Origin of the sequence: Microbacterium sp. MRS-1 (assembly GCF_000585455.1) — a bacterium.
Lineage (GTDB): Bacteria > Actinomycetota > Actinomycetes > Actinomycetales > Microbacteriaceae > Microbacterium > Microbacterium laevaniformans.
The window spans coordinates 14,572-37,070 of record NZ_JAUF01000058.1; the positions used below are offsets into that span (position 1 = coordinate 14,572).

General features: G+C 70.3%; 20 protein-coding genes and 1 tRNA gene. 19 read left to right on the forward strand and 2 right to left on the reverse strand.

What is annotated here, in order from left to right; genetic code table 11:
• Window positions 1–102: 102 nt before the first annotated feature.
• The 18 genes from metK (at window position 103) to pyk (ending at window position 21,048) form a co-directional block, all read left to right on the forward strand.
• Window positions 103–1,296, forward strand: coding sequence for a methionine adenosyltransferase (gene metK, locus AS96_RS10530; RefSeq protein ID WP_036289462.1), 1,194 nt, complete (start codon window positions 103–105; stop codon window positions 1,294–1,296).
• 9 nt (window positions 1,297–1,305) lie between these two features.
• A complete protein-coding gene (locus AS96_RS10535) occupies window positions 1,306–3,312 on the forward strand; it encodes a hypothetical protein (protein ID WP_036289464.1) in 2,007 nt (668 codons plus the stop codon).
• A 41-nt stretch (window positions 3,313–3,353) separates the two neighbouring features.
• Window positions 3,354–4,295 carry a methionyl-tRNA formyltransferase gene (gene fmt, locus AS96_RS10540; protein ID WP_036289466.1) on the forward strand — a complete coding sequence of 314 codons (942 nt, stop codon included), beginning with the start codon at window positions 3,354–3,356 and terminating at the stop codon, window positions 4,293–4,295.
• Window positions 4,292–5,650, forward strand: a complete 1,359-nt coding sequence (locus tag AS96_RS10545; protein ID WP_036289468.1) for an RsmB/NOP family class I SAM-dependent RNA methyltransferase — start codon at window positions 4,292–4,294, stop codon at window positions 5,648–5,650. The genes fmt and AS96_RS10545 overlap by 4 nt, the downstream gene beginning before the upstream one ends.
• 25 nt (window positions 5,651–5,675) lie before the next feature.
• Window positions 5,676–6,347 (forward strand): ribulose-phosphate 3-epimerase, encoded by a 672-nt coding sequence (rpe, locus tag AS96_RS10550; protein WP_036289470.1) that lies wholly within the window; start codon window positions 5,676–5,678, stop codon window positions 6,345–6,347.
• Between the two features lie 58 nt (window positions 6,348–6,405).
• Window positions 6,406–6,669 (forward strand): phosphoribosyl-ATP diphosphatase, encoded by a 264-nt coding sequence (locus AS96_RS10555; RefSeq protein ID WP_005055234.1) that lies wholly within the window; start codon window positions 6,406–6,408, stop codon window positions 6,667–6,669.
• A gap of 46 nt (window positions 6,670–6,715) precedes the next feature.
• Window positions 6,716–7,558 (forward strand): ATP phosphoribosyltransferase, encoded by an 843-nt coding sequence (gene hisG, locus AS96_RS10560; protein WP_036289472.1) that lies wholly within the window; start codon window positions 6,716–6,718, stop codon window positions 7,556–7,558.
• 1 nt (window position 7,559) lies between these two features.
• Window positions 7,560–8,324, forward strand: coding sequence for an imidazole glycerol phosphate synthase subunit HisF (gene hisF, locus AS96_RS10565; RefSeq protein ID WP_036289474.1), 765 nt, complete (start codon window positions 7,560–7,562; stop codon window positions 8,322–8,324).
• Entirely contained in the window at window positions 8,321–8,704 is a 384-nt protein-coding gene (gene hisI, locus AS96_RS10570; RefSeq protein WP_036289475.1) for a phosphoribosyl-AMP cyclohydrolase, read from the forward strand. Before hisF ends, hisI begins: the two co-directional genes overlap by 4 nt.
• A complete protein-coding gene (locus AS96_RS10575) occupies window positions 8,701–9,315 on the forward strand; it encodes a Trp biosynthesis-associated membrane protein (RefSeq protein ID WP_036289477.1) in 615 nt (204 codons plus the stop codon). The genes hisI and AS96_RS10575 overlap by 4 nt, the downstream gene beginning before the upstream one ends.
• Before the next feature lie 37 nt (window positions 9,316–9,352).
• On the forward strand, window positions 9,353–9,583 hold the full coding sequence (locus AS96_RS10580; RefSeq protein WP_036289479.1) for a DUF6704 family protein: 231 nt from the start codon (window positions 9,353–9,355) through the stop codon (window positions 9,581–9,583).
• Window position 9,584: 1 nt separating this feature from the next.
• Window positions 9,585–10,361, forward strand: a complete 777-nt coding sequence (gene trpC / locus AS96_RS10585; protein WP_036289481.1) for an indole-3-glycerol phosphate synthase TrpC — start codon at window positions 9,585–9,587, stop codon at window positions 10,359–10,361.
• Window positions 10,358–11,566, forward strand: a complete 1,209-nt coding sequence (gene trpB, locus AS96_RS10590; protein WP_036289484.1) for a tryptophan synthase subunit beta — start codon at window positions 10,358–10,360, stop codon at window positions 11,564–11,566. Before trpC ends, trpB begins: the two co-directional genes overlap by 4 nt.
• On the forward strand, window positions 11,563–12,348 hold the full coding sequence (gene trpA, locus AS96_RS10595; protein WP_036289486.1) for a tryptophan synthase subunit alpha: 786 nt from the start codon (window positions 11,563–11,565) through the stop codon (window positions 12,346–12,348). The genes trpB and trpA overlap by 4 nt, the downstream gene beginning before the upstream one ends.
• A 51-nt stretch (window positions 12,349–12,399) precedes the next feature.
• Window positions 12,400–13,380 carry a prolipoprotein diacylglyceryl transferase gene (gene lgt / locus AS96_RS10600; RefSeq protein ID WP_036289488.1) on the forward strand — a complete coding sequence of 327 codons (981 nt, stop codon included), beginning with the start codon at window positions 12,400–12,402 and terminating at the stop codon, window positions 13,378–13,380.
• Between the two features lie 110 nt (window positions 13,381–13,490).
• Window positions 13,491–18,092 carry a glutamate synthase large subunit gene (gltB, locus tag AS96_RS10605; protein WP_036289490.1) on the forward strand — a complete coding sequence of 1,534 codons (4,602 nt, stop codon included), beginning with the start codon at window positions 13,491–13,493 and terminating at the stop codon, window positions 18,090–18,092.
• The gene (locus AS96_RS10610) at window positions 18,085–19,554 is read left to right on the forward strand and encodes a glutamate synthase subunit beta (protein WP_036289492.1); all 1,470 of its coding nucleotides are present in this window, start codon (window positions 18,085–18,087) and stop codon (window positions 19,552–19,554) included. The genes gltB and AS96_RS10610 overlap by 8 nt, the downstream gene beginning before the upstream one ends.
• Window positions 19,555–19,599: 45 nt before the next feature.
• Window positions 19,600–21,048, forward strand: a complete 1,449-nt coding sequence (gene pyk, locus AS96_RS10615) for a pyruvate kinase (protein WP_036289494.1) — start codon at window positions 19,600–19,602, stop codon at window positions 21,046–21,048.
• Window positions 21,049–21,255: 207 nt separating this feature from the next.
• Here the strand turns inward: pyk and AS96_RS10620 are convergent.
• A tRNA-Leu gene (locus AS96_RS10620) sits at window positions 21,256–21,336 on the reverse strand.
• A 56-nt stretch (window positions 21,337–21,392) separates the two neighbouring features.
• Between AS96_RS10620 and AS96_RS10625 the strand changes: the two genes are divergently transcribed.
• Entirely contained in the window at window positions 21,393–22,013 is a 621-nt protein-coding gene (locus AS96_RS10625; protein ID WP_005055255.1) for an ANTAR domain-containing response regulator, read from the forward strand.
• Between the two features lie 27 nt (window positions 22,014–22,040).
• On the opposite strand, the gene AS96_RS10630 is transcribed toward AS96_RS10625, so the two are convergent.
• Entirely contained in the window at window positions 22,041–22,472 is a 432-nt protein-coding gene (locus AS96_RS10630) for a hotdog fold thioesterase (RefSeq protein WP_005055257.1), read from the reverse strand.
• Window positions 22,473–22,499: the final 27 nt, after the last annotated feature.

The following is a 22,499-nucleotide window of genomic DNA, read 5'->3' on the forward strand; positions in this document are numbered from 1 at the left end:
TGACGCCGTATGGCGTCGGCATGCCCGTGATCCTGACCGCGACGACGTCGTGTCGGAGATCACGGGCATGATTGTCGAGTATCCCATGTGTCTGGAGCCCCGATGAGCGCGTTGCGTCTGTTCACGTCCGAGTCCGTCACCGAGGGCCACCCGGACAAGATCTGCGACCAGATCTCCGACTCCGTCCTCGACGCCCTGCTGACGGTCGATCCCGGCAGTCGCGTCGCGGTGGAGACCCTCGTCACGACCGGCCTCGTCCATGTCGCAGGTGAGGTCCGCACCGACGGCTACGTCGACATCCCCGGCATCGTTCGCCGTGTCGTGAACCGCATCGGCTACACCTCCAGCGAGACCGGGTTCGACGGCGACTCGTGCGGCGTCACGGTCTCGATCGGTGAGCAGTCGGGAGACATCGCCGCCGGTGTCGACAACGCGATCGAGCACCGGGAAGGGGGCTCGGTCGACCCGATCGACGCGCTCGGCGCGGGAGACCAGGGCATCATGTTCGGCTACGCGACGAACGAGACGCCGCAGCTCATGCCGATGGCGATCTGGACGGCCCACCGTCTCGCCGAGCGGCTCACCGACGCCCGACGCTCCGGCGCGCTAGGGTTCCTCCGCCCCGACGGCAAGACCCAGGTCACGCTCGGCTACGACGGTCACGTGCCCCGCACCGTCGACACCGTGGTGCTCTCGACGCAGCACAACCCCGACATCTCCCTCCCGGCGCTGCGCGCCGCCGTCCAGGCCGAGGTCATCGACCCCATCCTCGCCACGACGGGGCTGGATGTATCGAACGTGCGGTACGTGATCAACCCCGCGGGCCCCTTCGTCATCGGCGGCCCCAAGGGCGACGCCGGGCTCACCGGCCGCAAGATCATCATCGACACCTACGGGGGCGCCTCCCGTCACGGCGGAGGAGCTTTCAGCGGCAAGGACCCGTCCAAGGTCGACCGCTCCGCCGCCTACGCCATGCGCTGGGTCGCGAAGAACGCCGTCGCCGCGGGTCTCGCCGACCGCCTCGAGGTGCAGGTCGCCTACGCGATCGGCCGCGCGGAGCCGGTGGGGCTCTACGTCGAGACGTTCGGCACCGCGCACGTGTCGGATGAGAAGATCACGGCAGCCATCCGCGAGGTGTTCGATCTGCGTCCGAAGGCGATCATCGACGACCTCGACCTGCTGCGGCCCATCTACGCGCAGACGGCCGCCTACGGGCACTTCGGCCGCGAACTGCCGGAGTTCACCTGGGAGCGCACCGACCGCGTCGAGGAGCTGCGCGCCGCCGCCGGTCTCTGACGCGCGTCCGTGATCGTCGTCGCCCGAGTCCTCATCGACTCGCCTCTGCCGCAGCTCGACCGGCTCTTCGACTATGAAGTCCCGGCCGAGCTCATCGGCGACGCCGTGCCCGGGGTGCGCGTGCGCGTGCCGTTGCGCACCGCGGGGCGCGTCGTCGACGGCTACCTGGTGTACGTGGTCGCCGCGGAGGCGCCCGAGCGCCCGCTGTCCGAACTCGACGCGATCGTGTCGCCGGTCCCGGTCCTCACCCCGGAGCTCTACGCGCTCGCCCGGCGCGCCGCAGATCGCGCTGCGGGCTCCGCCAGCGACATCCTGAGGCTCGTCATCCCGAAGCGCATGGTGAGGGCGGAGAAGGCATGGCTGGCGGCGCAGGCCGCGGCATCCGACACGGAGCCCTCGCCGACGGCATCACCGGTCACCGCGGATGCCGCGGCGTGGGCCGACACCGTCCTGAGCCCGTACCCGGGGCTCGCCGACGCCGTCGCCGCCGCGGAGCGACTGGCCCTCGATGCGCCGCCCCGCCCGAGCACGGAGCTGCCGATCGGCGCCTGGGCCGAACTGCTCGCGGCGATCGCCGTGCGCCAGCTCGGAGCCGGCCGCAGCACCGTCGTCGTCGTGCCCGATCACCGTGATGAAGACCAGCTCCTCGCGGTGCTCGCCGCCCACGTCGGCGAGGATGCGATCGTGCGCGACGACGCCCGACGCTCGGGGCCGGAACGGTACGCCGCCTACCTGCGCCTGCGCACCCCGAGGCCCTGCATCGTCGTCGGCAATCGCTCGACGGTGTACGCGCCCGCGCACGACACCGCCTGCGTGATCGTCTGGGACGACGGCGACCCGCTGCTCGCCGAACCGCTCAGCCCGGGGGTACACGCTCGCGACGCCGCACTCATCCGCCAAGAGCTGGAAGGGTCGTCGCTCGTGTTCGCGGGCCATACGCGCACGACCGACGTCGAGCGACTCGTACAGCTGGGGTGGGTGCGCGAGCTGCCGGCGGCACGCCGCGCGAGCCCCACGGTCGTGCTCTCGGCGACGCGCGAAGGCGAGTCGCACGGGGCGCGCGTGCCCTCCAGCGCCTTTGCCGCCGCCCGGGACGGCCTGCGAGAAGGCCCCGTCCTCGTCCAGGTCGCTCGGCCCGGCTACGCTCCCGTGCTCGTGTGCGCCGAGTGCCGCACGCCGGCCCGCTGCCGTCATTGCACCGGTCCGCTCCACGCCCGTCGACCGGGGGCGACTCCCGACTGCGGATGGTGCGGTCGATCCGATCCGGCGTGGACGTGCGTGCAGTGCGGCGCCGCGAAGCTGCGCATGGCGTCGTCGGGGAGCGAGCGCACCGCTGACGAGCTCGGCCGCGCCTTTCCGAACACGCGCGTCATCGTCGCCGACGGCGCCCACCCCGTCACCCGCGTCGAGGCGCGCCCCGCCCTCGTCATCGCGACACGCGGCGCCGAACCGCACGCGGTGGGGGGCTACCGGGCGGTGATCCTGCTGGACGGCGATCGCATGCTGCTGGCCGAGCAGCTGCGCATCGGCGAATCGGCGCTGCGCTGGTGGTCGAACGCGGCCGCTCTCGCCGCTCCGAAAGCCCCCGTGCACCTCGTGGGTGTCGCCGGGCCGGTGGCGCGCGCCCTCGCCACGTGGACGCAGCCCGCGTACGCGCGCGCGGAGCTGGCCGATCGCGGACCGCTCGCGATGCCGCCGGTCGTCCGGGTCGCCGCGGTCGAGGGGACCCTCACCGCGGTCGAGGGCGCCCTCAGCGACCTCCGAGACGCCGTCCCGACGCTCCCGGCGACGCCCGGGTCGATCCTGGGCCCCGTGCCCGTCGGTGACGATCTGGTGCGTGCGCTCGTCCGCTTCGACTACGCGCACGGCAGGACCGTCGCCGAGACGCTCCGCGCCGCCGTGGTCGCCGAGGCGCTCCGTGGTCGGCGTGCCGCCCAGCGCGCGCGGAACCGGAGCGGCCCGGGCACCCGCACTACACTGCGGGTGCGGCTCGACGTCCCCGAACTGGACCTGTGACGTCCTCTCGCCACCATCGCCTTCGTCATCCGAGGAATCCCATGCGTATCGTCTTCGCCGGCACCCCGGCGCCTGCTGTTCCGTCGCTGCGGGCGGTCGCGGCATCCGCCCACGATCTCGTCGGGGTGGTGACCCGCTCCGACGCCCCTCTCGGCCGCAAGCGCGTTCTCACGCCGTCTCCCGTCGCCGCGGCCGCGGAACCCCTCGGGACTCCGGTGATCAAGGCGGATCGACTGGATGCCGAGGCCACCGGCGCCGTCGAGACGCTCGCACCGGATCTCGGCGTCATCGTCGCATACGGCGGGCTGGTACGCGAACCGCTCCTGTCGATGCCGCGTCACGGCTGGATCAACCTCCACTTCTCGCTCCTGCCGCGGTGGCGCGGCGCCGCCCCGGTCCAGCACGCCCTCATCGCGGGCGACCGCACGACAGGCGCCAGCGTCTTCCAGCTGGTGGCCGCACTCGATGCCGGCGACGTCTTCGGCGAGGTGCGCTACGACATCCCCCGCGGCGCGACGGCCGGGGAGGTTTTGACGGACCTGGCCGATGCGGGCGCCGAACTGCTGGCCCGGGTGATCGACGAGATCGCCGCGGGGACGGCGCGCGCCGTCCCTCAGCGCGGTGCGGCGACGCTCGCTCCGAAGCTGTCGATCGCCGACGGCGCGCTCGATCTGACTCGCCCCGCCGATGTCGTCCTGGACCGCTTCCGCGGCACGACGCCCGAGCCCGGCGCCCACGTCGGCATCGCCGGCGCGCGGCTGAAGATCCTGGCCGCGCATCGCGGGCCGGACACCGACCTCGCGCCGGGAGTGCTCAGCGTCTCGGGCAAAGACGTGCTGCTGGCGGCGGGGGAGGGCACCACGGTCGTGCTGAAGACCGTCCAGCCGGCGGGCAAGGGCGCGATGGCGGCGGGCGATTGGTGGCGCGGTCTGCGCCTCGACGATCCCCGCGTGGAGCTGCCGGGCGCGCAGGTGGCCTCGTGAGCGCGTCGCCGCGCTGGGTCGCCTACGACGTCCTGCGCGCCGTCGACGAGACCGACGCGTACGCCAACCTCCTGCTGCCGCGCGCGATCGCGCGGGCGGGGCTCGCCGGGCCGGACGCGAGGCTCGCGACCGAGTTGACCTACGGGACCCTCCGCCGTCTCGGGACCTACGATGCGATCATCGCGGATGCCGCACGCCGGCCGATCGCCGACGTCGATCCCGCCGTGCGCGATGCCCTCCGCCTGGGAGTGCACCAGCTCATCGCGATGCGCACGCCGGCGCACGCCGCGGTCAACGAGACGGTCCGGCAGGTGAGGAAGGCCGTCGGCGCCCCGGCCGCCGGGTTCGCCAACGCGGTCCTGCGCCGTGTCAGCGAGCGGACGCCGCAGGAGTGGGACGACCACCTGGCCGCCGCCGCGCGCTCCGACGATGAGCGCCTGGCGGTGCGCTTCGCGCATCCCGTGTGGGTGATCCGCGCCTTCCGCCGGGCGCTGGCCGCCGAGGGGCGCGCGGACGAACTGGAAGAGCTGCTGGCGGCGGACAACGCCGGACCCGTCGTCACCCTCGCCGCGCTGCCCGGACTGGCAGAGCGACCCGCCGAGGCGACGTTCACCCCGTACTCGCCCCTCGGCTTCCGCTCCCCGGGAGGCGATCCGGGCGCGCTGGTCGCGGCATCCGGGGGCCTCATCCGCGTGCAGGACGAGGGCTCGCAGCTCGCCGCACTGGCGCTGTCGCGTGCGTTTCCCGTGGCAGCCGGCGAGAGCTGGCTCGATCTGTGCGCGGCGCCGGGCGGAAAGACCGCGGTGCTCGCGGCGGAGGCTCTCGCGCACGGCGCCGCCCTCGAAGCCAATGAGCTCTCACCGGCCCGCGCGGGGCTGGTGCGCGACTCGATCGCGGCGGTTCCGCTGCACGTTCCCGTGTCGGAGGAAGACGGACGCACGCGGGCAGGACGGGGACGCTACGACCGCATCCTCGTCGACGCGCCCTGCACCGGACTCGGTGCTCTGCGGCGTCGTCCCGAAGCACGCTGGCGCAAACAGCCCTCGGATGTGCCCGAGCTCGCCGCCTTGCAGGCGGGACTGCTCACCGCGGCCGTCGAGGCGCTCCGGCCGGGGGGAGTGGTCGCGTACGTGACGTGCTCGCCGCATCTCGCCGAGACGGCGGCGATCGTCGCCGATGCCCGCCACCGATTCGGGGATGCCCTCGAGGAGCTCGACGCACGCGCCGTCGTGGAGCGGGTCTCGGAGAGCCCGATCGACCTCGCCGCCCCGGCGGACGGGTCGGGCCGTGCACAGCTGTGGCCGCACCGCCATGGCACGGACGCGATGTCGATCTCTCTGCTGCGCAAGCGGTGATCGCGGCGCCGACTAGGGTGGTGCCGTGACCGGCGACATCCGCATCAACCCCAGCATCCTGGCCGCCGACTTCGTCAACATGCAGGCGGAGTTGGCGCGCATCGCGACCGCCGACTTCGTGCATGTGGACGTCATGGACAATCACTTCGTGCCGAATCTGACGTTCGGTCCGCAGATGGTCGAGCGCATCCAGGCGACGAGCCCCGTGCCGCTGGACGTCCACCTCATGATCTCGGATGCCGACCGGTGGGCGCCCGGGTACGCCGAGCTTGGCGCGGCATCCGTCACCTTCCATCTCGAAGCGGCGACCGACCCGGTGACTCTGGCCCGCAGGATCCGCGCGATCGGGTCGCGAGCCGGCGTCGCCGTCAAACCCGCGACACCGGTCGAAGGCCTGTACGACGTGCTCGACGAGTTCGACCAGATCCTCGTGATGACCGTCGAGCCGGGCTTCGGCGGCCAGTCCTTCATGGCCGATCAGATGCCCAAGCTCGCGCGTCTGCACGACGAGGCGCGCCGGCGCGGCTCGCAGGTGTGGCTGCAGGTCGACGGCGGCATCTCCGAGTCGACGATCGCCCAGGCTGCCGAGGCCGGGGCCGATACCTTCGTCGCAGGGTCCGCGGTCTTCGGCGCCGACGAGCCCGACCGGGCCATCGCCGCGCTGCGGAGCCTCGCCACCGAGCATCACCGTCACTGAGCACCGCCGCCCGCTGCTGGCGGCGCGCGGGCGCGCCGAGGACCGGTAGCCTGAGAGGGTGAAGACGTTCGACGCCCTGTTCGCGGAGCTGACGACGACCGCCGAGACCCGTCCCGAAGGCTCCGGCACGGTCGCGCAGCTCGATCGCGGCGTGCACGCCATCGGCAAGAAGATCGTCGAAGAGGCCGCGGAAGTCTGGATGGCCGCGGAGTACCAGTCCGACGACGAGACCGCCGAAGAGATCTCGCAGCTGCTGTACCACCTGCAGGTGCTGATGCTCGCCAAGGGCCTCACGCTGCAGGACGTCTACCGACATCTCTGAGCGCGCTCCCGCCTCCGCTCGTCCCGACACCGAAAGCCCTTTACCCATGCTGCGCATCGCCGTGCCGAACAAGGGGTCGCTCGCCGACACCGCCGCCGAGATGCTCGCGGAGGCCGGATACACCGGCCGTCGCGACCCCAAGGATCTCCACGTCATCGACCCGATCAACGAGGTCGAGTTCTTTTACCTGCGCCCCAAGGACATCGCGACCTACGTCGGCTCCGGCGCCGTGGACGTCGGCATCACCGGCCGCGACCTGCTCCTCGACGCCCGGATGCCGGGTGCCCGTGAGATCGAGCAGCTGGGCTTCGGCGGCTCGACGTTCCGCTTCGCCGGCCCTCCCGGGCGCTTCGCGCACGTCGCCGACCTCGAGGGCCTGCGGGTCGCGACGGCGTACCCGGGGCTGGTCGACGGCTTCCTCGACGAGCAGGGAGTCGCGGTCGACCTGGTGCCGTTGGACGGCGCGGTCGAGTCGGCGGTGCAGCTGGGCGTCGCCGATGCCGTCGCCGACGTGGTCTCGACGGGAACGACGCTGCGCCAAGCCGGGTTGGAGATCTTCGGCCCCGTGCTGCTGGAGTCGGAGGCCGTGCTGATCGGAGCCCCGTCCGAGGCCGAGGGCACCGAGACGCTCCTGCGGCGCCTGCGGGGCGTGATGGTGGCCCGACGCTACGTCCTGATCGACTACGACCTCCCGGCGTCGCTGGTCGACGAGGCGGTCGCGATCGCTCCCGGTATCGAGTCGCCCACGATTTCGCCGCTTCGCGATCCCGAATGGGTCGCCGTGCGGGTGATGAGCCCCCGCAAGACGGTCAACCAGGTGATGGACGCGCTGTACGCGATCGGCGCGCGCGCGATCCTGGTGACCGCGATCCACAACGCGAGGCTCTGACATGTCGCTCGCACGACGGGTCATCCCCTGTCTGGACGTGGCCGCCGGCCGCGTCGTCAAGGGCGTGAACTTCGAGAACTTGCGCGACATGGGCGATCCGGTCGAGCTGGCCGCCCTGTACTTCGCTCAGGGTGCCGACGAGCTGACCTTCCTCGACGTGACCGCCACGGTGGACGACCGATCGACGACCTACGACGTCGTGCGCCGCACCGCCGAGGAGGTCTTCATCCCGCTGACCGTCGGCGGGGGAGTGCGCAGTGCCGATGACGTCGCTCGACTGCTCGCCGTGGGCGCCGACAAGGTCGGGGTCAACTCTGCAGCCATCGCCCGTCCCGACCTGGTGGGCGAGATCGCCGACCGGTTCGGTGCGCAGGTGCTCGTGCTCTCGCTCGATGTCAAGCGCGCGCCCGGAACACGCTCCGGCTTCGTCGTCACCACCCACGGCGGCCGCACCGCGACGAGCCTCGACGCCCTTGACTGGGCACGCGAGGCCATCGACCGCGGCGCTGGCGAGCTGCTCGTCAACTCGATCGACGCCGACGGCACCAAGGACGGCTTCGACCTCGAACTTGTCGGCCTCATGCGCGAGCTGTCGCCGGTTCCCGTCATCGCCTCCGGCGGTGCCGGCAGCGTCGACCATTTCGCCCCGGCCGTGCACGCCGGAGCCGACGCCGTGCTCGCGGCATCCGTCTTCCACTCCGGGCAGCTGACGATCGGCGACGTCAAGGACGCGCTGACGGCGGACGGGATCGAGGTGCGCCGATGAGCGCCGTCGACGACGCTCGCATCGACCGCGTCCGCTTCAACGCGGACGGGCTCGTCCCGGCGATCATCCAGCAGCACGACACGGGCGACGTGCTCATGCTGGGCTGGATGGACGCCGAAGCCCTCCGCCGCACGCTCACCGAGGGACGGGTGACATTCTGGTCGCGCTCCCGCCAGGAGTACTGGCGCAAGGGCGACACGTCGGGTCACGCGCAGTACGTGCGCGGCGCCCGGCTGGACTGCGACGGCGACACCCTGCTGATCGCCGTCGAGCAGATCGGTGCCGCCTGCCACACCGGCGATCACACCTGCTTCGACGCCGACGATCTCTCGCCCCTCGTCTCGTTCGCACCCCTCGATTCCGACGGCGACGCGTCGTGACCGCACGTGCACGCAGCTACGCCGTTCTGGCGATCATCGCCGGTGGCGCCCTCGCGATCATCTCCTCGACGCAGACGTGGCTGGACGTCGCGCTGGATGCCGGCGCGACGGCGTCGCTGACGGTGGCCGGTGCCAAGGCGTTCACGCTGCTGGCACCTCTCAGCCTCGCCGCACTCGCCCTCGGGCTCGCGCTGACCGTCGTCGGACGCGTGCTCCGCTACGCCTTCGGCGCGGTCGCCATGGTCATCGGCGGCACCCTGCTCGTCGGTGCGGCGCGCGTCGCGATCGAGCACCCGGTGGATGCCGTCGCCGCGGCCGTGACGACGGCGACGGGGCTGTCGGGCACCGAGGCGATCGCCGGGCTCGTGGCCGCGATCACGGCGACCCCGTGGCCCTGGCTCACCGTCGTCGCGGGTGCGCTGATCGGCGCCGGCGGCATCCTGACCCTCGCGACGTCGCACCGGTGGCGCGGGAGCGGACGCCGATACCGCACCGACGCCGCGAGCGCGTCGGCGACGCCAGCGGCATCGGGCGCGGCCGCGTCGCGCCCGCACGACGCGATCGACTCCTGGGACGACCTGTCGCACGGCGACGATCCCACCGCCCGCTAGACTGGCGGGTAACCCCCGAATGAGACCGAGGAGCACCATGAGCAACAGCATCGACGACCCCGGCCACGGACACTCGCCCGCCGCCTGGACGGCTGTGGTCATCATGCTGCTGGCCGTCACGCTCGGCACGGTCTTCTACTGGTTCGACATGCCGGCGCTCGTCTGGGCCTCCGCCGGGCTGCTCGTCGTGGGCGCGCTCGTCGGCTGGGGCATGGCGAAGGCCGGCTACGGCGCCAAGGGTCCGAAGTACGCCCCGAAGCAGCACTGACATGCTCGATGGCCTGACGGCCGGCGCGGTGGAGGATGCCCGGTCGCGGGAGGACGCACGTCCGCTCCGCGACGTCGAGCGCGACGCTCTCGCGCAGGCGCCCGCTCTCGATGCCCGCGCCGCTCTCGCACCCGCCGAGCGCGTGAAGATCATCGCGGAGGTCAAACGCGCCAGTCCGTCACGCGGCGACCTCGCGGCCATTCCCGACCCGGCCCTGCAGGCGTCGCTGTACGAGAAAGGCGGCGCGTCGGCGATCTCGGTGCTCACCGAGCAGCGGAAGTTCAAGGGTTCCCTTGCCGACCTCGAGGCCGTCAAGCAGCGAGTCGCGCTGCCGGTGCTGCGCAAAGACTTCATCGCGACGCCCTACCAGGTTCTGGAGGCGCGGGCTTCCGGGGCCGACCTGGTGCTGCTGATCGTCGCCGCGCTCGAACAGCCCCTGCTGCGGCAGCTGCACGAGCTGGTCCTGCAGCTGGGCATGACCCCCCTCGTCGAGACGCACTCGCGAGAGGAGCTCGACCGCGCCGGCGACCTCGGAGCGAAGCTCATCGGCGTCAACGCCCGCAACCTCTCCACGTTCGAGCTGGACCGCGACCTCTTCGGCTCGCTCGCGGAGCATTTCCCCGCCGACGCCATCAAGATCGCCGAGTCGGCAGTGCTCGCGCCGGCCGACGTCGCGCACTACCGCGCCGACGGCGCCGATGTCGTGCTCATCGGCGAAGCGCTCGTCACCAACGACCCCGTGACCACCCTGCACGCTTTCCTGGAGGCCGGATCATGAGCCTGCGCGACCAGCACGGACCCTTCTTCGGCGACTTCGGGGGGCGGTACATGCCCGAGTCGCTCATCGCCGCCATCGACGAGCTGACGGCGGAGTACGAAGCGGCCAAGGCCGACCCTGCCTTCGCCGCCGAATTCGAAAGCCTGCTGCACTCCTATGCGGGCCGGCCGTCGGCTCTCACCGAAGTGCCCCGCTTCGCCGAGCATGCCGGAGGCGCGCGCATCTTCTTGAAGCGCGAGGATCTGAACCACACCGGCTCGCACAAGATCAACAACGTCATCGGTCAGGCGCTGCTGACGAAGCGACTCGGTAAGAATCGCGTGATCGCCGAGACCGGCGCCGGTCAGCACGGCGTCGCAACCGCGACCGCAGCGGCCCTGTTCGGTTTCGAATGCACCGTCTACATGGGCGAGGTGGACACCGAGCGCCAAGCGCTCAACGTCGCCCGCATGCGGCTGCTGGGCGCCGAGGTCATCCCCGTCACGACCGGATCGCGCACCCTGAAGGACGCCATCAACGAGGCCTACCGCGACTGGGTGGCATCCGTCGAGACGACCAACTACATCTTCGGCACGGCCGCGGGTCCACACCCGTTCCCGGCGATGGTGCGCGACTTCCAGAAGATCATCTCGGAGGAGGCCCGCGCACAGCTGCTCGCCGAAACGGGACGCCTGCCCGATGCGGTCGTCGCCTGCGTCGGCGGCGGCTCCAACGCGATCGGCATGTTCGACGCGTTCCTCGATGACGACGGCGTCAAGCTCTACGGCGTCGAGGCGGCCGGCGACGGCGTCGACACGCCCAAGCATGCGGCATCCATCGAGCGTGGCCGACCCGGCATCCTCCACGGCGCCAAGACGTTCGTCCTGCAGGACGAGGACGGCCAGACGGTCGAGTCCCACTCGATCTCCGCCGGCCTCGACTACCCGGGTGTCGGTCCCGAGCACGCGTGGCTCGCCGACATCGGCCGCGCCGAGTACATTCCGGCGACGGATGCCGAGGCGATGGACGCGCTGCGCCTGCTGTCGCAGACGGAGGGCATCATCCCGGCGATCGAGTCCGCGCACGCGCTGGCGGGCGCCCTGCGCTTGGGCCGCGAGCTCGGACCCGACGCCCTCATCGCCGTCAGCCTGTCGGGACGCGGCGACAAGGACATGGACACGGCTGCGCGCTGGTTCGGCCTCTACGACGAGGGGGCAGAGGCATGACCTCGCGCGTGGCGGCCGCGATCGACGCGGCGAAGGCGGACGGTCGCGGCGCCTTCGTCGGCTACCTGCCGCTCGGCTACCCCGACCTGCAGACGAGCATCGACGCCGCCGTGGCGCTCGCGGACAACGGCGCCGACGTCCTCGAGCTCGGCCCGCCCTACTCGGACCCCGTCATGGACGGTCTCGTCATCCAGGAGGCCACACAGGCCGCGCTGGCGGCGGGATTCCGCCTCCGCGACACCTTCACCGCGGTGCGGGCCATCGCCGACCGGGTCGATGTCCCCATCCTCGTGATGACGTACTGGAACCCGGTCCTGCAGTACGGCGTGGACCGCTTCGCCGACGACCTCGTTGCCGCCGGCGGCGCGGGTCTGATCACGCCCGATATCACCCCCGACTCCGCACCGGACTGGATCGCCGCCTCCGAGCGCACCGGTCTCGACCGCGTCTTCCTGGCCGCCCCGACCTCGACCGACGAGCGACTGCGCATGATCGCCGCGGCGTCGACCGGCTTCGTCTACACGGTGTCGACGATGGGTATCACGGGCGAACGCGCCGAGCTGGATGCCGCGGCGCGCACGCTCGTGGCGCGACTGCGCACCTTCGGTGTCGACCACGCCTGCGTCGGCATCGGCATCTCGACGCCCGAGCAGGTCAGCGGCGTCCTGGAGTACGCGGACGGCGCGATCGTGGGAACGGCCCTCGTCCGGGCGCTGCGCGACGGGGGCGTGGAGGCCCTCGCCGCAGATACCCGCGCCCTGACGGCCGGCGCCGGGCGCTGACGCCTCCGCGGCGACACGTGACGGCACCGGCGGCGAAGTAGACTGCCCCTCGTGCTTTCCTCCGCCTCCGTCGTCGCCAGCATCCCGAGCCCGCCGATCAGTTCCTTCCAGGTCGGCCCGCTGACGATTCACTTCTACGCCCTGTGCATCCTCGCGGGCATCGTCGTCGCGGCTTTCATGACCAACCACCGTCTCACCAAGCGTGGCGCGGAATCGTGGGTCGTCATCGACATCTGCCTGCTCGCCGTGCCCCTGGCGATCATCGGCGCGCGCGCCTTTCACGTCGTGACCCACTGGGGGTTCTACTTCGAGCAGGGACGCGAGTGGTGGAACCCGTTCGTGCGCGACGCGATCTGGAACGTGTGGGACGGCGGCATCGCGATCTTCGGCGCGCTCATCGGCGGCGCGATCGGCGCGTGGCTCGGCTGCAAGTGGACCGGCATCCGGTTCTGGACCTTCGCCGACGCGCTCGCTCCGGGCCTGCTGCTCGCGCAGGCGCTGGGCCGCTTCGGAAACTGGTTCAACCAGGAGCTGTACGGGCTTCCCACCGATCTGCCCTGGGGCCTGCAGATCGACTACCCGAACCCGGCCTGGCCGGTCGGCCTCCCCGCCGGAACGCTCTTCCACCCCACTTTCCTTTACGAGGTGATCTGGAACACGATGGGCGTGATCGTGCTGCTGTGGGCTGGTCACCGCTTCCGCCTGCAGTGGGGTCGCCTGTTCGCGTTCTACCTCGTCTGGTACAGCGCAGGTCGCATCGTCTGGGAGAGCATCCGCATCGACCCGAGCGAAGTGTTCTTCGGTCTGCGCACCAACGTCTGGGCGGCGATCTTCGGCGTGCTGGTGGGAATCGTCATCTTCGCCGTGCAGACCCGCCGCCACCCGGGCTTCGAGCCGTCGCCGTACATGCGCGGTCGTGAGCGGGGCGGGGCTGTACAATCGCAGAACACCGATGAATTCGTGGACGTCAGCGCACCCCCGACAGCCGAATCCATCGCGGACGCAGCCACAAGCACTGTCACGTCGAAGTAGCACCGCCCCGATGCGCACGATGCTTCGACTTCTCCTCCGCTGAATACAACTCCGCTGAATGCCCAGGGCCGACGTCGTCCCCGATCAGTTTGACCATGAGGACGGTTGCCATGGCTTCGAGCCCCCGTCGTGAGAAGACCCACGAAGAACCCGAGATGCGCCCCGCATCGGGTTTCCCTGCCAAGCAGGGGATGTACAACCCCGCGTTCGAGAAGGACGCCTGCGGCCTGGCGATGGTCGCCACGCTGCGCGGAGAGCCGGGCCACGACATCGTCGAGCTCGCGCTGACGGCGCTGCGCAACCTCGAGCACCGCGGGGCCATCGGCTCCGACGCCGGTACCGGTGATGGCGCCGGCATCCTCACGCAGATGCCCGACGCGTTCCTGCGCGCCGTGGTGGACTTCGAGCTGCCCCCGGTCGGGCAGTACGCCGCCGGCATGGCGTTCCTTCCGCTCGACGAGGCAGCCCGCGCCGACATCAAGGCGGGCGTCGAGCGCATCGCCGAGACCGAGGGTTTGACGGTGCTCGGCTGGCGCGACGTGCCGACCGAGCAGGAGCACCTCGGCAAGCTGGCATACGAGGCGCGACCCCACTTCGAGCAGCTGTTCGTGTCACGCCCCGCCGTCGGCGACGCTCCCGCCCTGAGCGGGATCGACCTCGACCGCCGCGTCTACCGGCTGCGCAAGCGCGCCCGCCGCGAGCATGACGCCTACTTCGTGTCGCTCAGCGCGCGCACGCTCGGCTACAAGGGCATGGTCACGACCCTCCAGCTCGAGCCGTTCTACCCCGACCTGCAGGACGAGCGCTTCCAGAGCGAGCTGGCGGTCGTGCACTCGCGCTACTCGACCAACACGTTCCCGTCGTGGCCGCTCGCGCAGCCCTTGCGCATGCTGGCCCACAACGGCGAGATCAACACCGTCGGCGCCAACCGCAACTGGATGCGCGCCCGTCAGTCGCAGCTCGAGTCCGAGCTGATCGGCGACATCCGCCCGCTGCTGCCGATCTGCACCGAGGGCGCGAGCGACTCGGCATCCTTCGACGAGGTGCTCGAACTGCTCACCCTGACGGGACGCAGCCTGCCGCACGCGGTGATGATGATGGTGCCGGAAGCCTACGAGAAGCAGGCCGACATCGCGCCGGATCTCCGCGCGTTCTACGAGTACCACTCGATGCAGATGGAGCCCTGGGACGGCCCCGCCGCCCTCATCTTCACCGACGGCACCCTCGTCGGCGCGACGCTCGACCGCAACGGTCTGCGCCCGGGTCGCTGGACGGAGACCACCGACGGACTCGTCGTCATCGGCAGCGAGACCGGTGTGCTCGACTTCGCCCCGGAGCGCATCAAGCGCCGGGGGCGTCTGCGCCCCGGACGCATGTTCGTGGTCGACACCGCCCAGCGTCGCATCATCGAGGACGACGAGGTCAAGGCTGAGCTGGCCGCACTGCAGCCGTGGCAGGAATGGCTGGATGCCGGTCGCGTGCGCCTGAAGGAGCTGCCCGAGCGCGAGCACATCGTGCACCCGATCGCCTCGATCACGCGCCGTCAGCGCACCTTCGGATACACCGAGGAGGAGGTGCGCATCCTTCTCACGCCCATGGGTCAGACCGGCGCCGAGCCGCTCGGCGCCATGGGATCGGACACGCCCATCGCGGTGCTCAGCGAGCGTCCGCGCCTGCTGTTCGACTACTTCGTGCAGCAGTTCGCGCAGGTCACCAACCCGCCGCTGGACTCGATCCGTGAAGAGGTCGTGACCTCGCTCGCCCTCGGGCTCGGCCCCGAGCGCAACCTCCTGGAGTGGGGCCCCGAGCACACGCGCACGATCACCCTCGATTTCCCGGTGATCGACAACGACGAGCTCGCCAAGCTGCAGAACATCGACAAGGCACTGCCCGGGCGTCGCTCCGCGACCATCCGCGGCCTGTATCACCTGGAGCACGGCGAGGACGCGCTCGAGCGCCGCCTCGAGGAGATCTCCGCCGAGGTGGACGCCGCGATCGCCGACGGCGCCGAGTTCATCATCCTGAGCGACCGCGACTCCAACAAGGACCTGGTGCCGATTCCGTCGCTGCTCATGCTGTCGGCCGTTCACCACCACCTCATCCGCCAGGAGAACCGGATGAAGGTGGGCCTGGTGGTCGAGGCCGGTGATGTGCGCGAGGTGCACCACGTCGCCACGCTCATCGGCTACGGCGCTTCGGCCGTCAACCCGTACCTGGCGATGGAAACCGTCGAGTACCTCGTTCGGGCCGGGTTCATCACGGGGATCACCCCCGAGAAGGCCGTCAAGAACCTCATCTACGCGCTCGGCAAGGGCGTGCTGAAGATCATGTCGAAGATGGGCATCTCCACGGTGTCGTCGTATGCCGGGTCCCAGGTCTTCGAGGCCGTGGGCCTGTCGGAGGAGTTCGTCCGCAAGTACTTCACGGGTACCGAGACGAAACTCGGCGGCGTCGGGGTGCGCGAGATCGCGGTCGAGAACCAGGCCCGCCACGATTACGCGTATCCCGAGGACGGCGCGGCACGCGCACACGAGCGGCTGTGGACCGGCGGCGAGTACCAGTGGCGCCGCGACGGTGCACCGCACCTGTTCACGCCCGACACGGTCTTCCGCCTGCAGCACTCGACGCGCACGCGGCGCTACGACATCTTCCGGGAGTACACGAAGCTCATCGACGACCAGGCGGCAGAGCTCAAGACGCTGCGCGGGATGTTCCGACTGAAGACCGGCGTGCGTCCGCCCGTACCGATCGACGAGGTGGAGCCCGTCTCCTCGATCGTCAAGCGTTTCTCCACGGGTGCGATGAGCTACGGCTCGATCTCGAAAGAAGCGCACGAGACCCTCGCCATCGCGATGAACTCGATCGGGGCGAAGTCGAACACGGGTGAAGGCGGCGAGGATGTCGAGCGCCTCCTCGACCCGCAGCGTCGCAGCGCCATCAAGCAGGTCGCCTCGGGGCGTTTCGGTGTCACGAGCATGTACCTCACGCACGCCGACGACATCCAGATCAAGCTCGCCCAGGGGGCGAAGCCGGGCGAAGGAGGCCAGCTGCCTCCCGGAAAGGTCTACCCGTGGATCGCGCGGACGCGCGGCGGCACCCCCGGCGTCGGCCTCATCTCGCCCCCGCCGCACCACGACATCTACTCGATCGAAGATCTCAAGCAGCTCATCTTCGACGTCAAGCGTGCGAACCCGAAGGCGCGCGTTCACGTCAAGCTCGTGAGCCAGTCGGGCATCGGGGCCGTCGCGGCGGGAACCGCGAAGGCTCTCGCCGACGTCATCCTCGTCTCGGGGCACGACGGCGGCACGGGCGCGAGCCCGCTGAACTCGCTGAAGCACGCCGGCACGCCGTGGGAGCTGGGTCTGGCCGAGACGCAGCAGACGCTCATGCTGAACGACATGCGCGACCGTGTCGTGGTGCAGGCGGACGGTCAGCTCAAGACCGGCCGCGACGTCGTGATCGCCGCGCTGCTGGGCGCCGAGGAGTTCGGCTTCGCCACCACCGCGCTCGTGGTCGAGGGCTGCATCATGATGCGCGTCTGCCACCTCGACACCTGCCCGGTCGGTGTGGCGACCCAGAACCCGGTGCTGCGCAGCCGCTTCACCGGCAAGCCGGAGTTCGTCGTCAACTTCATGGAGTTCCTCGCGCAGGAAGTGCGCGAGTACCTCGCCGAGCTGGGCTTCCGCTCGATCGAAGAGGCCGTCGGCCACTCCGAGATGCTCGACATGAACGGCGCGATCGACCATTGGAAGGCCAGCGGACTCGATCTGACGCCGATCCTGGAGGGCCCGGCGTTCGCCCAGGACGTGCCGCGTCGCCACCTGCGCAACCAGGAGCACGAGCTGGACCATCACTTCGATGTACCGCTGATCGAGCGCGCTCAGGACGTCATCGCCCACGGCGGGCACTTCTCCATCGACCTGCCGATCCGCAACACCGAACGTGCCGTGGGCACGATGCTCGGCAACCGGGTCACCCTCGCTCACGGCGAGCACGGCCTGCCGGCGGGCACCATCGAGATCAATCTCACCGGCTCGGCCGGTCAGTCCTTCGGCGCCTTCCTGCCGTCGGGCATCACCCTGCGACTCGAGGGCGACTCGAACGACTACGTCGGCAAGGGATTGTCGGGAGGCGAGATCATCGTCCGCCCGCCCCGCGGCGCAACCTTCGATGCGGCACAGAACGTCATCGCGGGCAACGTGATCGGCTACGGCGCCACGCAGGGCACGCTGTTCCTGCGCGGAGTGGTGGGGGAGCGCTTCCTCGTGCGCAACTCGGGGGCGACCGCCGTCGTCGAGGGTGTCGGCGACCACGCGCTCGAGTACATGACCGGCGGCCTGGCCGTCATCCTCGGACCGACCGGGCGCAACCTCGGAGCCGGCATGTCGGGCGGCACCGCGTACATCTACAAGCTCGACCGCGCTCTCGTGAACCGCGAGGCGCTCGCCAGCGGCGAACTCGAACTGCTGGAGATGGGTTCGGGTGACGTCGAGATCCTGCGCGATCTCCTTCAACGGCACGTGACCGAGACCGACTCGGTGCTCGCAGCCGCTCTCTTGGACGATCTCGAGGCCGAGGCCGCGAACTTCGTCCGTGTCCTGCCGCGCGACTACGCCGCGGTACTGCAGACCCGCCAGGAGGCTGCCGCCGAGGGGCTCGACCCCGACAGCGACGTCGTCTGGACCCGCATCCTGGAGGTGACCGGTGGCTGACCCGAAGGGCTTCCTGAAGACCACCGAGCGCGAGCTCCCGGCGCGCCGGCCGGTTCCCGTGCGCATCATGGACTGGAAAGAGGTCTACGAGCCGGGCGACACCGCCGTCCTGCGTCGTCAGGCCGGCCGCTGCATGGACTGCGGCATCCCGTTCTGTCACAAGGGCTGCCCGCTGGGCAACCTGATCCCGGAGTGGAACGACCTCACCTGGCGCGGCGAGGGTCGCGCCGCGATCGAGCGCCTCCACGCCACGAACAACTTCCCGGAGTTCACGGGGCGGCTGTGCCCGGCGCCGTGCGAGAGCTCGTGCGTGCTCGGTATCAACCAGCCGGCGGTCACGATCAAGCAGATCGAGGTCTCGACCATCGACGAGGCGTTCGCGAACGGCTGGGTCGAGCCGGAGCCGCCCGCACGCCTGACCGGCAAGACCGTCGCGGTCGTCGGCTCGGGCCCGGCCGGACTCGCCACTGCCCAGCAGCTGACGCGCGCCGGCCACACCGTCGCCGTGTACGAGCGTGACGACCGCATCGGCGGTCTGCTGCGCTACGGCATCCCCGACTTCAAGATGGAGAAGCGCCACCTCGAGTCACGCCTGCGTCAGATGCAGGACGAGGGCACGCGATTCCGCGCGGGCGTCGAGATCGGCAAGGACATCTCCTGGAGCGATCTGCGTGCCCGCTACGACGCGGTCGTCATCGCCACGGGAGCCACACTCCCGCGCGAGCTCGCCATCCCCGGGCGCGACCTGGCCGGTGTGCACTTCGCGATGGAGTACCTCATCGAGTCGAACAAGGCCGTCGCCGGCGACCAGGTTCCGCAGCAGATCCACGCCGAGGGCAAGCACGTGATCGTCATCGGCGGCGGTGACACCGGTGCGGACTGCATCGGAACCGCGCACCGCCAGGGCGCGCTCAGCGTCACGAACCTCGCCATCGGCAAGCAGCCGCCGGCGAACCGGCCCGACCACCAGCCGTGGCCGATGACGCCGACCGTCTTCGAGGTCTCTTCGGCACACGAGGAGGGCGGGCAGCGCAGCTTCCTGGCCTCGACGGTGGAGTTCCTGGGCAACGAGGCGGGAGAGGTGCGCGCTCTCCGCGTTGCGGAGACGGAATACCTGCCCGACGGCCGCCGGGTACCTCGCAGCGGCACCGAGCGCGAGATCCCCGCTGACCTCATCCTCATCGCGATGGGTTTTACCGGCCCCGAACGCACCGAACTCGAATCGCAGCTCGGTACCGTGTTCACGGGCCGCGGCAACGTCGAGCGCGGCGATGACTACCAGACGACCGCGCCCGGCGTGTTCGTCGCCGGAGACGCCGGTCGTGGACAGTCCCTGATCGTCTGGGCGATCGCGGAGGGTCGCGCCGCGGCGGCGGCCGTCGACGAGTACCTCATGGGACGCACGAGCCTGCCGTCACCGGTGCGCCCGACCGACGTCGCGATCGGCCTTCAGCCCGCGTAGGCTGAAATCACCCCCGAACAACCCATAGAGACCGGAGAGTCTTCAGTGAGACGCGCGAAGATCGTCGCAACCCTGGGTCCGGCCACCGAATCGTATGAGATGATCCGCGCGATCATCGATGCGGGCGTGGACGTCACCCGAATGAACCTGAGCCACGGCTCGTACGCCGAGCACGAAGTCCGCTTCGCGAACGTGCGCAAGGCCGCCGACGACGCGGGCCGCGCCGTCGCCATCCTCGTCGACCTGCAGGGCCCAAAGATCCGCCTCGGCAAGTTCAGCGACGGACCTCACGACCTCGCTGTCGGCGACACGTTCCGCATCACCACGGAGGACGTCGTCGGCACGCGCGACCTCGTCGGCACCACCTTCAAGGGCCTCGCCGGCGACGTGAAGCCCGGTGACTTCCTCCTCATCGACGACGGCAAGGTGCGCGTCCAGGTGGAGAGCGTCGACGGCCCCGTCGTCACGACCAAGGTCATCGTGGCGGGCACCGTCTCCAACAACAAGGGCATCAACCTTCCGGGCGTCGCCGTCAGCGTCCCGGCTCTCTCCGAGAAGGACGAGTCGGACCTGCGCTGGGGTCTCCAGGCCGGCGCCGACCTCATCGCGCTGTCGTTCGTGCGCGACGCCGCCGACATCACCCGCGTGCACGAGATCATGGCGGAGGAGGGACGCAAGGTCCCCGTGATCGCCAAGATCGAGAAGCCGCAGGCGGTGGACAATCTCGAGGAGATCATCGACGCGTTCGACGGCATCATGGTCGCCCGCGGTGACCTCGCGGTCGAGCTTCCGCTGGAGGCCGTGCCGGTCGTGCAGAAGCGCGCTGTCGAGATGTGCCGCCGGATGGCGAAGCCCGTCATCGTCGCGACGCAGATGCTCGAGTCGATGACCCACGCCCCGGTGCCCACGCGCGCCGAGGCCTCCGACGTCGCCAACGCCGTCCTCGACGGCGCGGACGCCGTCATGCTCTCCGGTGAGACCAGCGTCGGCGACTACCCGGTCGTGACGGTGCAGACCATGGCCCGCATCGTCGAGTCGACCGAGGAGCACGGTCTCGAGCGGATCCGTCCCTTCAGCGCCAAGCCCCGCACGCAGGGCGGCATCCTGACCCTCGCCGCGAACGAGGTGGCGGAGTTCATCGAGGCGAAGTACATCGCCATCTTCACGGAGTCCGGCGACACCGCGCGCCGCATGTCGCGCCTGCGCCCCGGCATCCCGATGATGGCTTTCGCCGTCGACCCGGCCATCCGCCGCCGCATGGCGCTGACGTGGGGCGTGCAGTCGACGCTCGTGGAGCACGTCGCGCACACCGACATGATGTTCATGCAGGTCGACGAGTTCTTCCTCGGCCAGGGCCTCGCCACCGAAGGGGACAAGGTCGTCGTGATCTCCGGTTCCCCTCCCGGAATCATCGGCTCGACCAACGACATCCGGGTGCACCGGATCGGCGACGCCGTTCACGGCAAGGCGCCGATCTACCAGTCGGAGAAGTAGGTCGCAGAGACACCAGAGGGCGGATGCCGGGATCGCCGGCATCCGCCCTCTGCGTTGCGCGCCGGTGGGGGGGTCGTCCCCACGGCCCCTCCACACGCCGCTCCGCGGCGCGCGGAGCCTCCGGCCGCGTGGGCCCACCCACACGCGCGTCCCACCACGACACCACCGCAACGCAAGATGCGGCGCCCATGGGCACCGCATCTTCCGTGCCGGTGGTGGGAGTCGAACCCACACGTCCGAAGACAACCGAGTTTGAGTCGGTCGCGTCTGCCATTCCGCCACACCGGCGCACGCGGACGTTCATCAGCGCACGTCCGGGATTGACCATACCGTAGGATTCAAAGGTGACTGAGCAGGAACCGAGCACGACTCCCACGGCATCCTCCCCGCGACGCGTCGTCGTCGCCGAGGACGAATCGCTGATCCGCCTCGACATCGTCGAGATCCTCCGCGACAACGGCTTCGACGTCGTGGGGGAGGCCGGCGACGGGGAGACCGCCGTGCAGCTGGCGACCGAGCTGCGCCCGGACCTCGTCATCATGGACGTGAAGATGCCCGTCCTGGACGGCATCAGCGCCGCCGAGAAGCTCAGCAAGAACCACGTCGCCCCCGTCGTGCTGCTGACTGCGTTCAGCCAGAAGGAGCTCGTCGAGCGGGCCAGCGAGGCCGGCGCCCTGGCCTACGTGGTCAAGCCGTTCACCCCCAACGACCTGCTGCCGGCGATCGAGATCGCCCTCGCGCGCTACGAGCAGATCATCACGCTCGAGGCCGAGGTGGCCGACATGGTCGAGCGCTTCGAGACCCGTAAGCTCGTCGACCGCGCCAAGGGCCTGCTCAACGAGAAGATGGGCCTGAGCGAGCCCGAGGCGTTCCGCTGGATCCAGAAGGCGTCGATGGACCGCCGACTGACGATGCAGGACGTCGCCAAGGCGATCATCGAGCAGCTCTCGCCCAAGAAGGGCTGAGCCGCCACCTCGTGCGGGGGCGCCGGCTCAGGATGCCGAGCGCTCCCTGATCATGTTCGTGATGCGGATCGTCGAGCAGCGCCGCCCCTGATCGTCGGTCACGACGATCTCGTGGACCGTGAGGCTACGGCCGAGATGAACCGGCGTGCAGACCCCGGTGACGACGCCGCTCGTGGCGGATCGCGTGTGGGTCGCGTTGATGTCGACGCCGACGGCGAGTCGCCCGGGCCCCGCGTGCAGGTTGGCGGCCATCGAGCCGAGGGACTCCCCGAGAACGACGTACGCACCGCCGTGCAGCAGTCCGACCGGCTGCGTGTTGCCCTCAACGGGCATGGTCGCGACAGAGCGCTCGATGCTGAACTCCGTGAACTCGATGCCCATCTTCTCGGCGAGGGCGCCCATGCCGCGCTGACGCGCCCAATCCATGCCGTCGTCGACAGGGGAGTTCTCAGCGGTCATCGTCCACCTTCGGAAGTGATCGGGTTG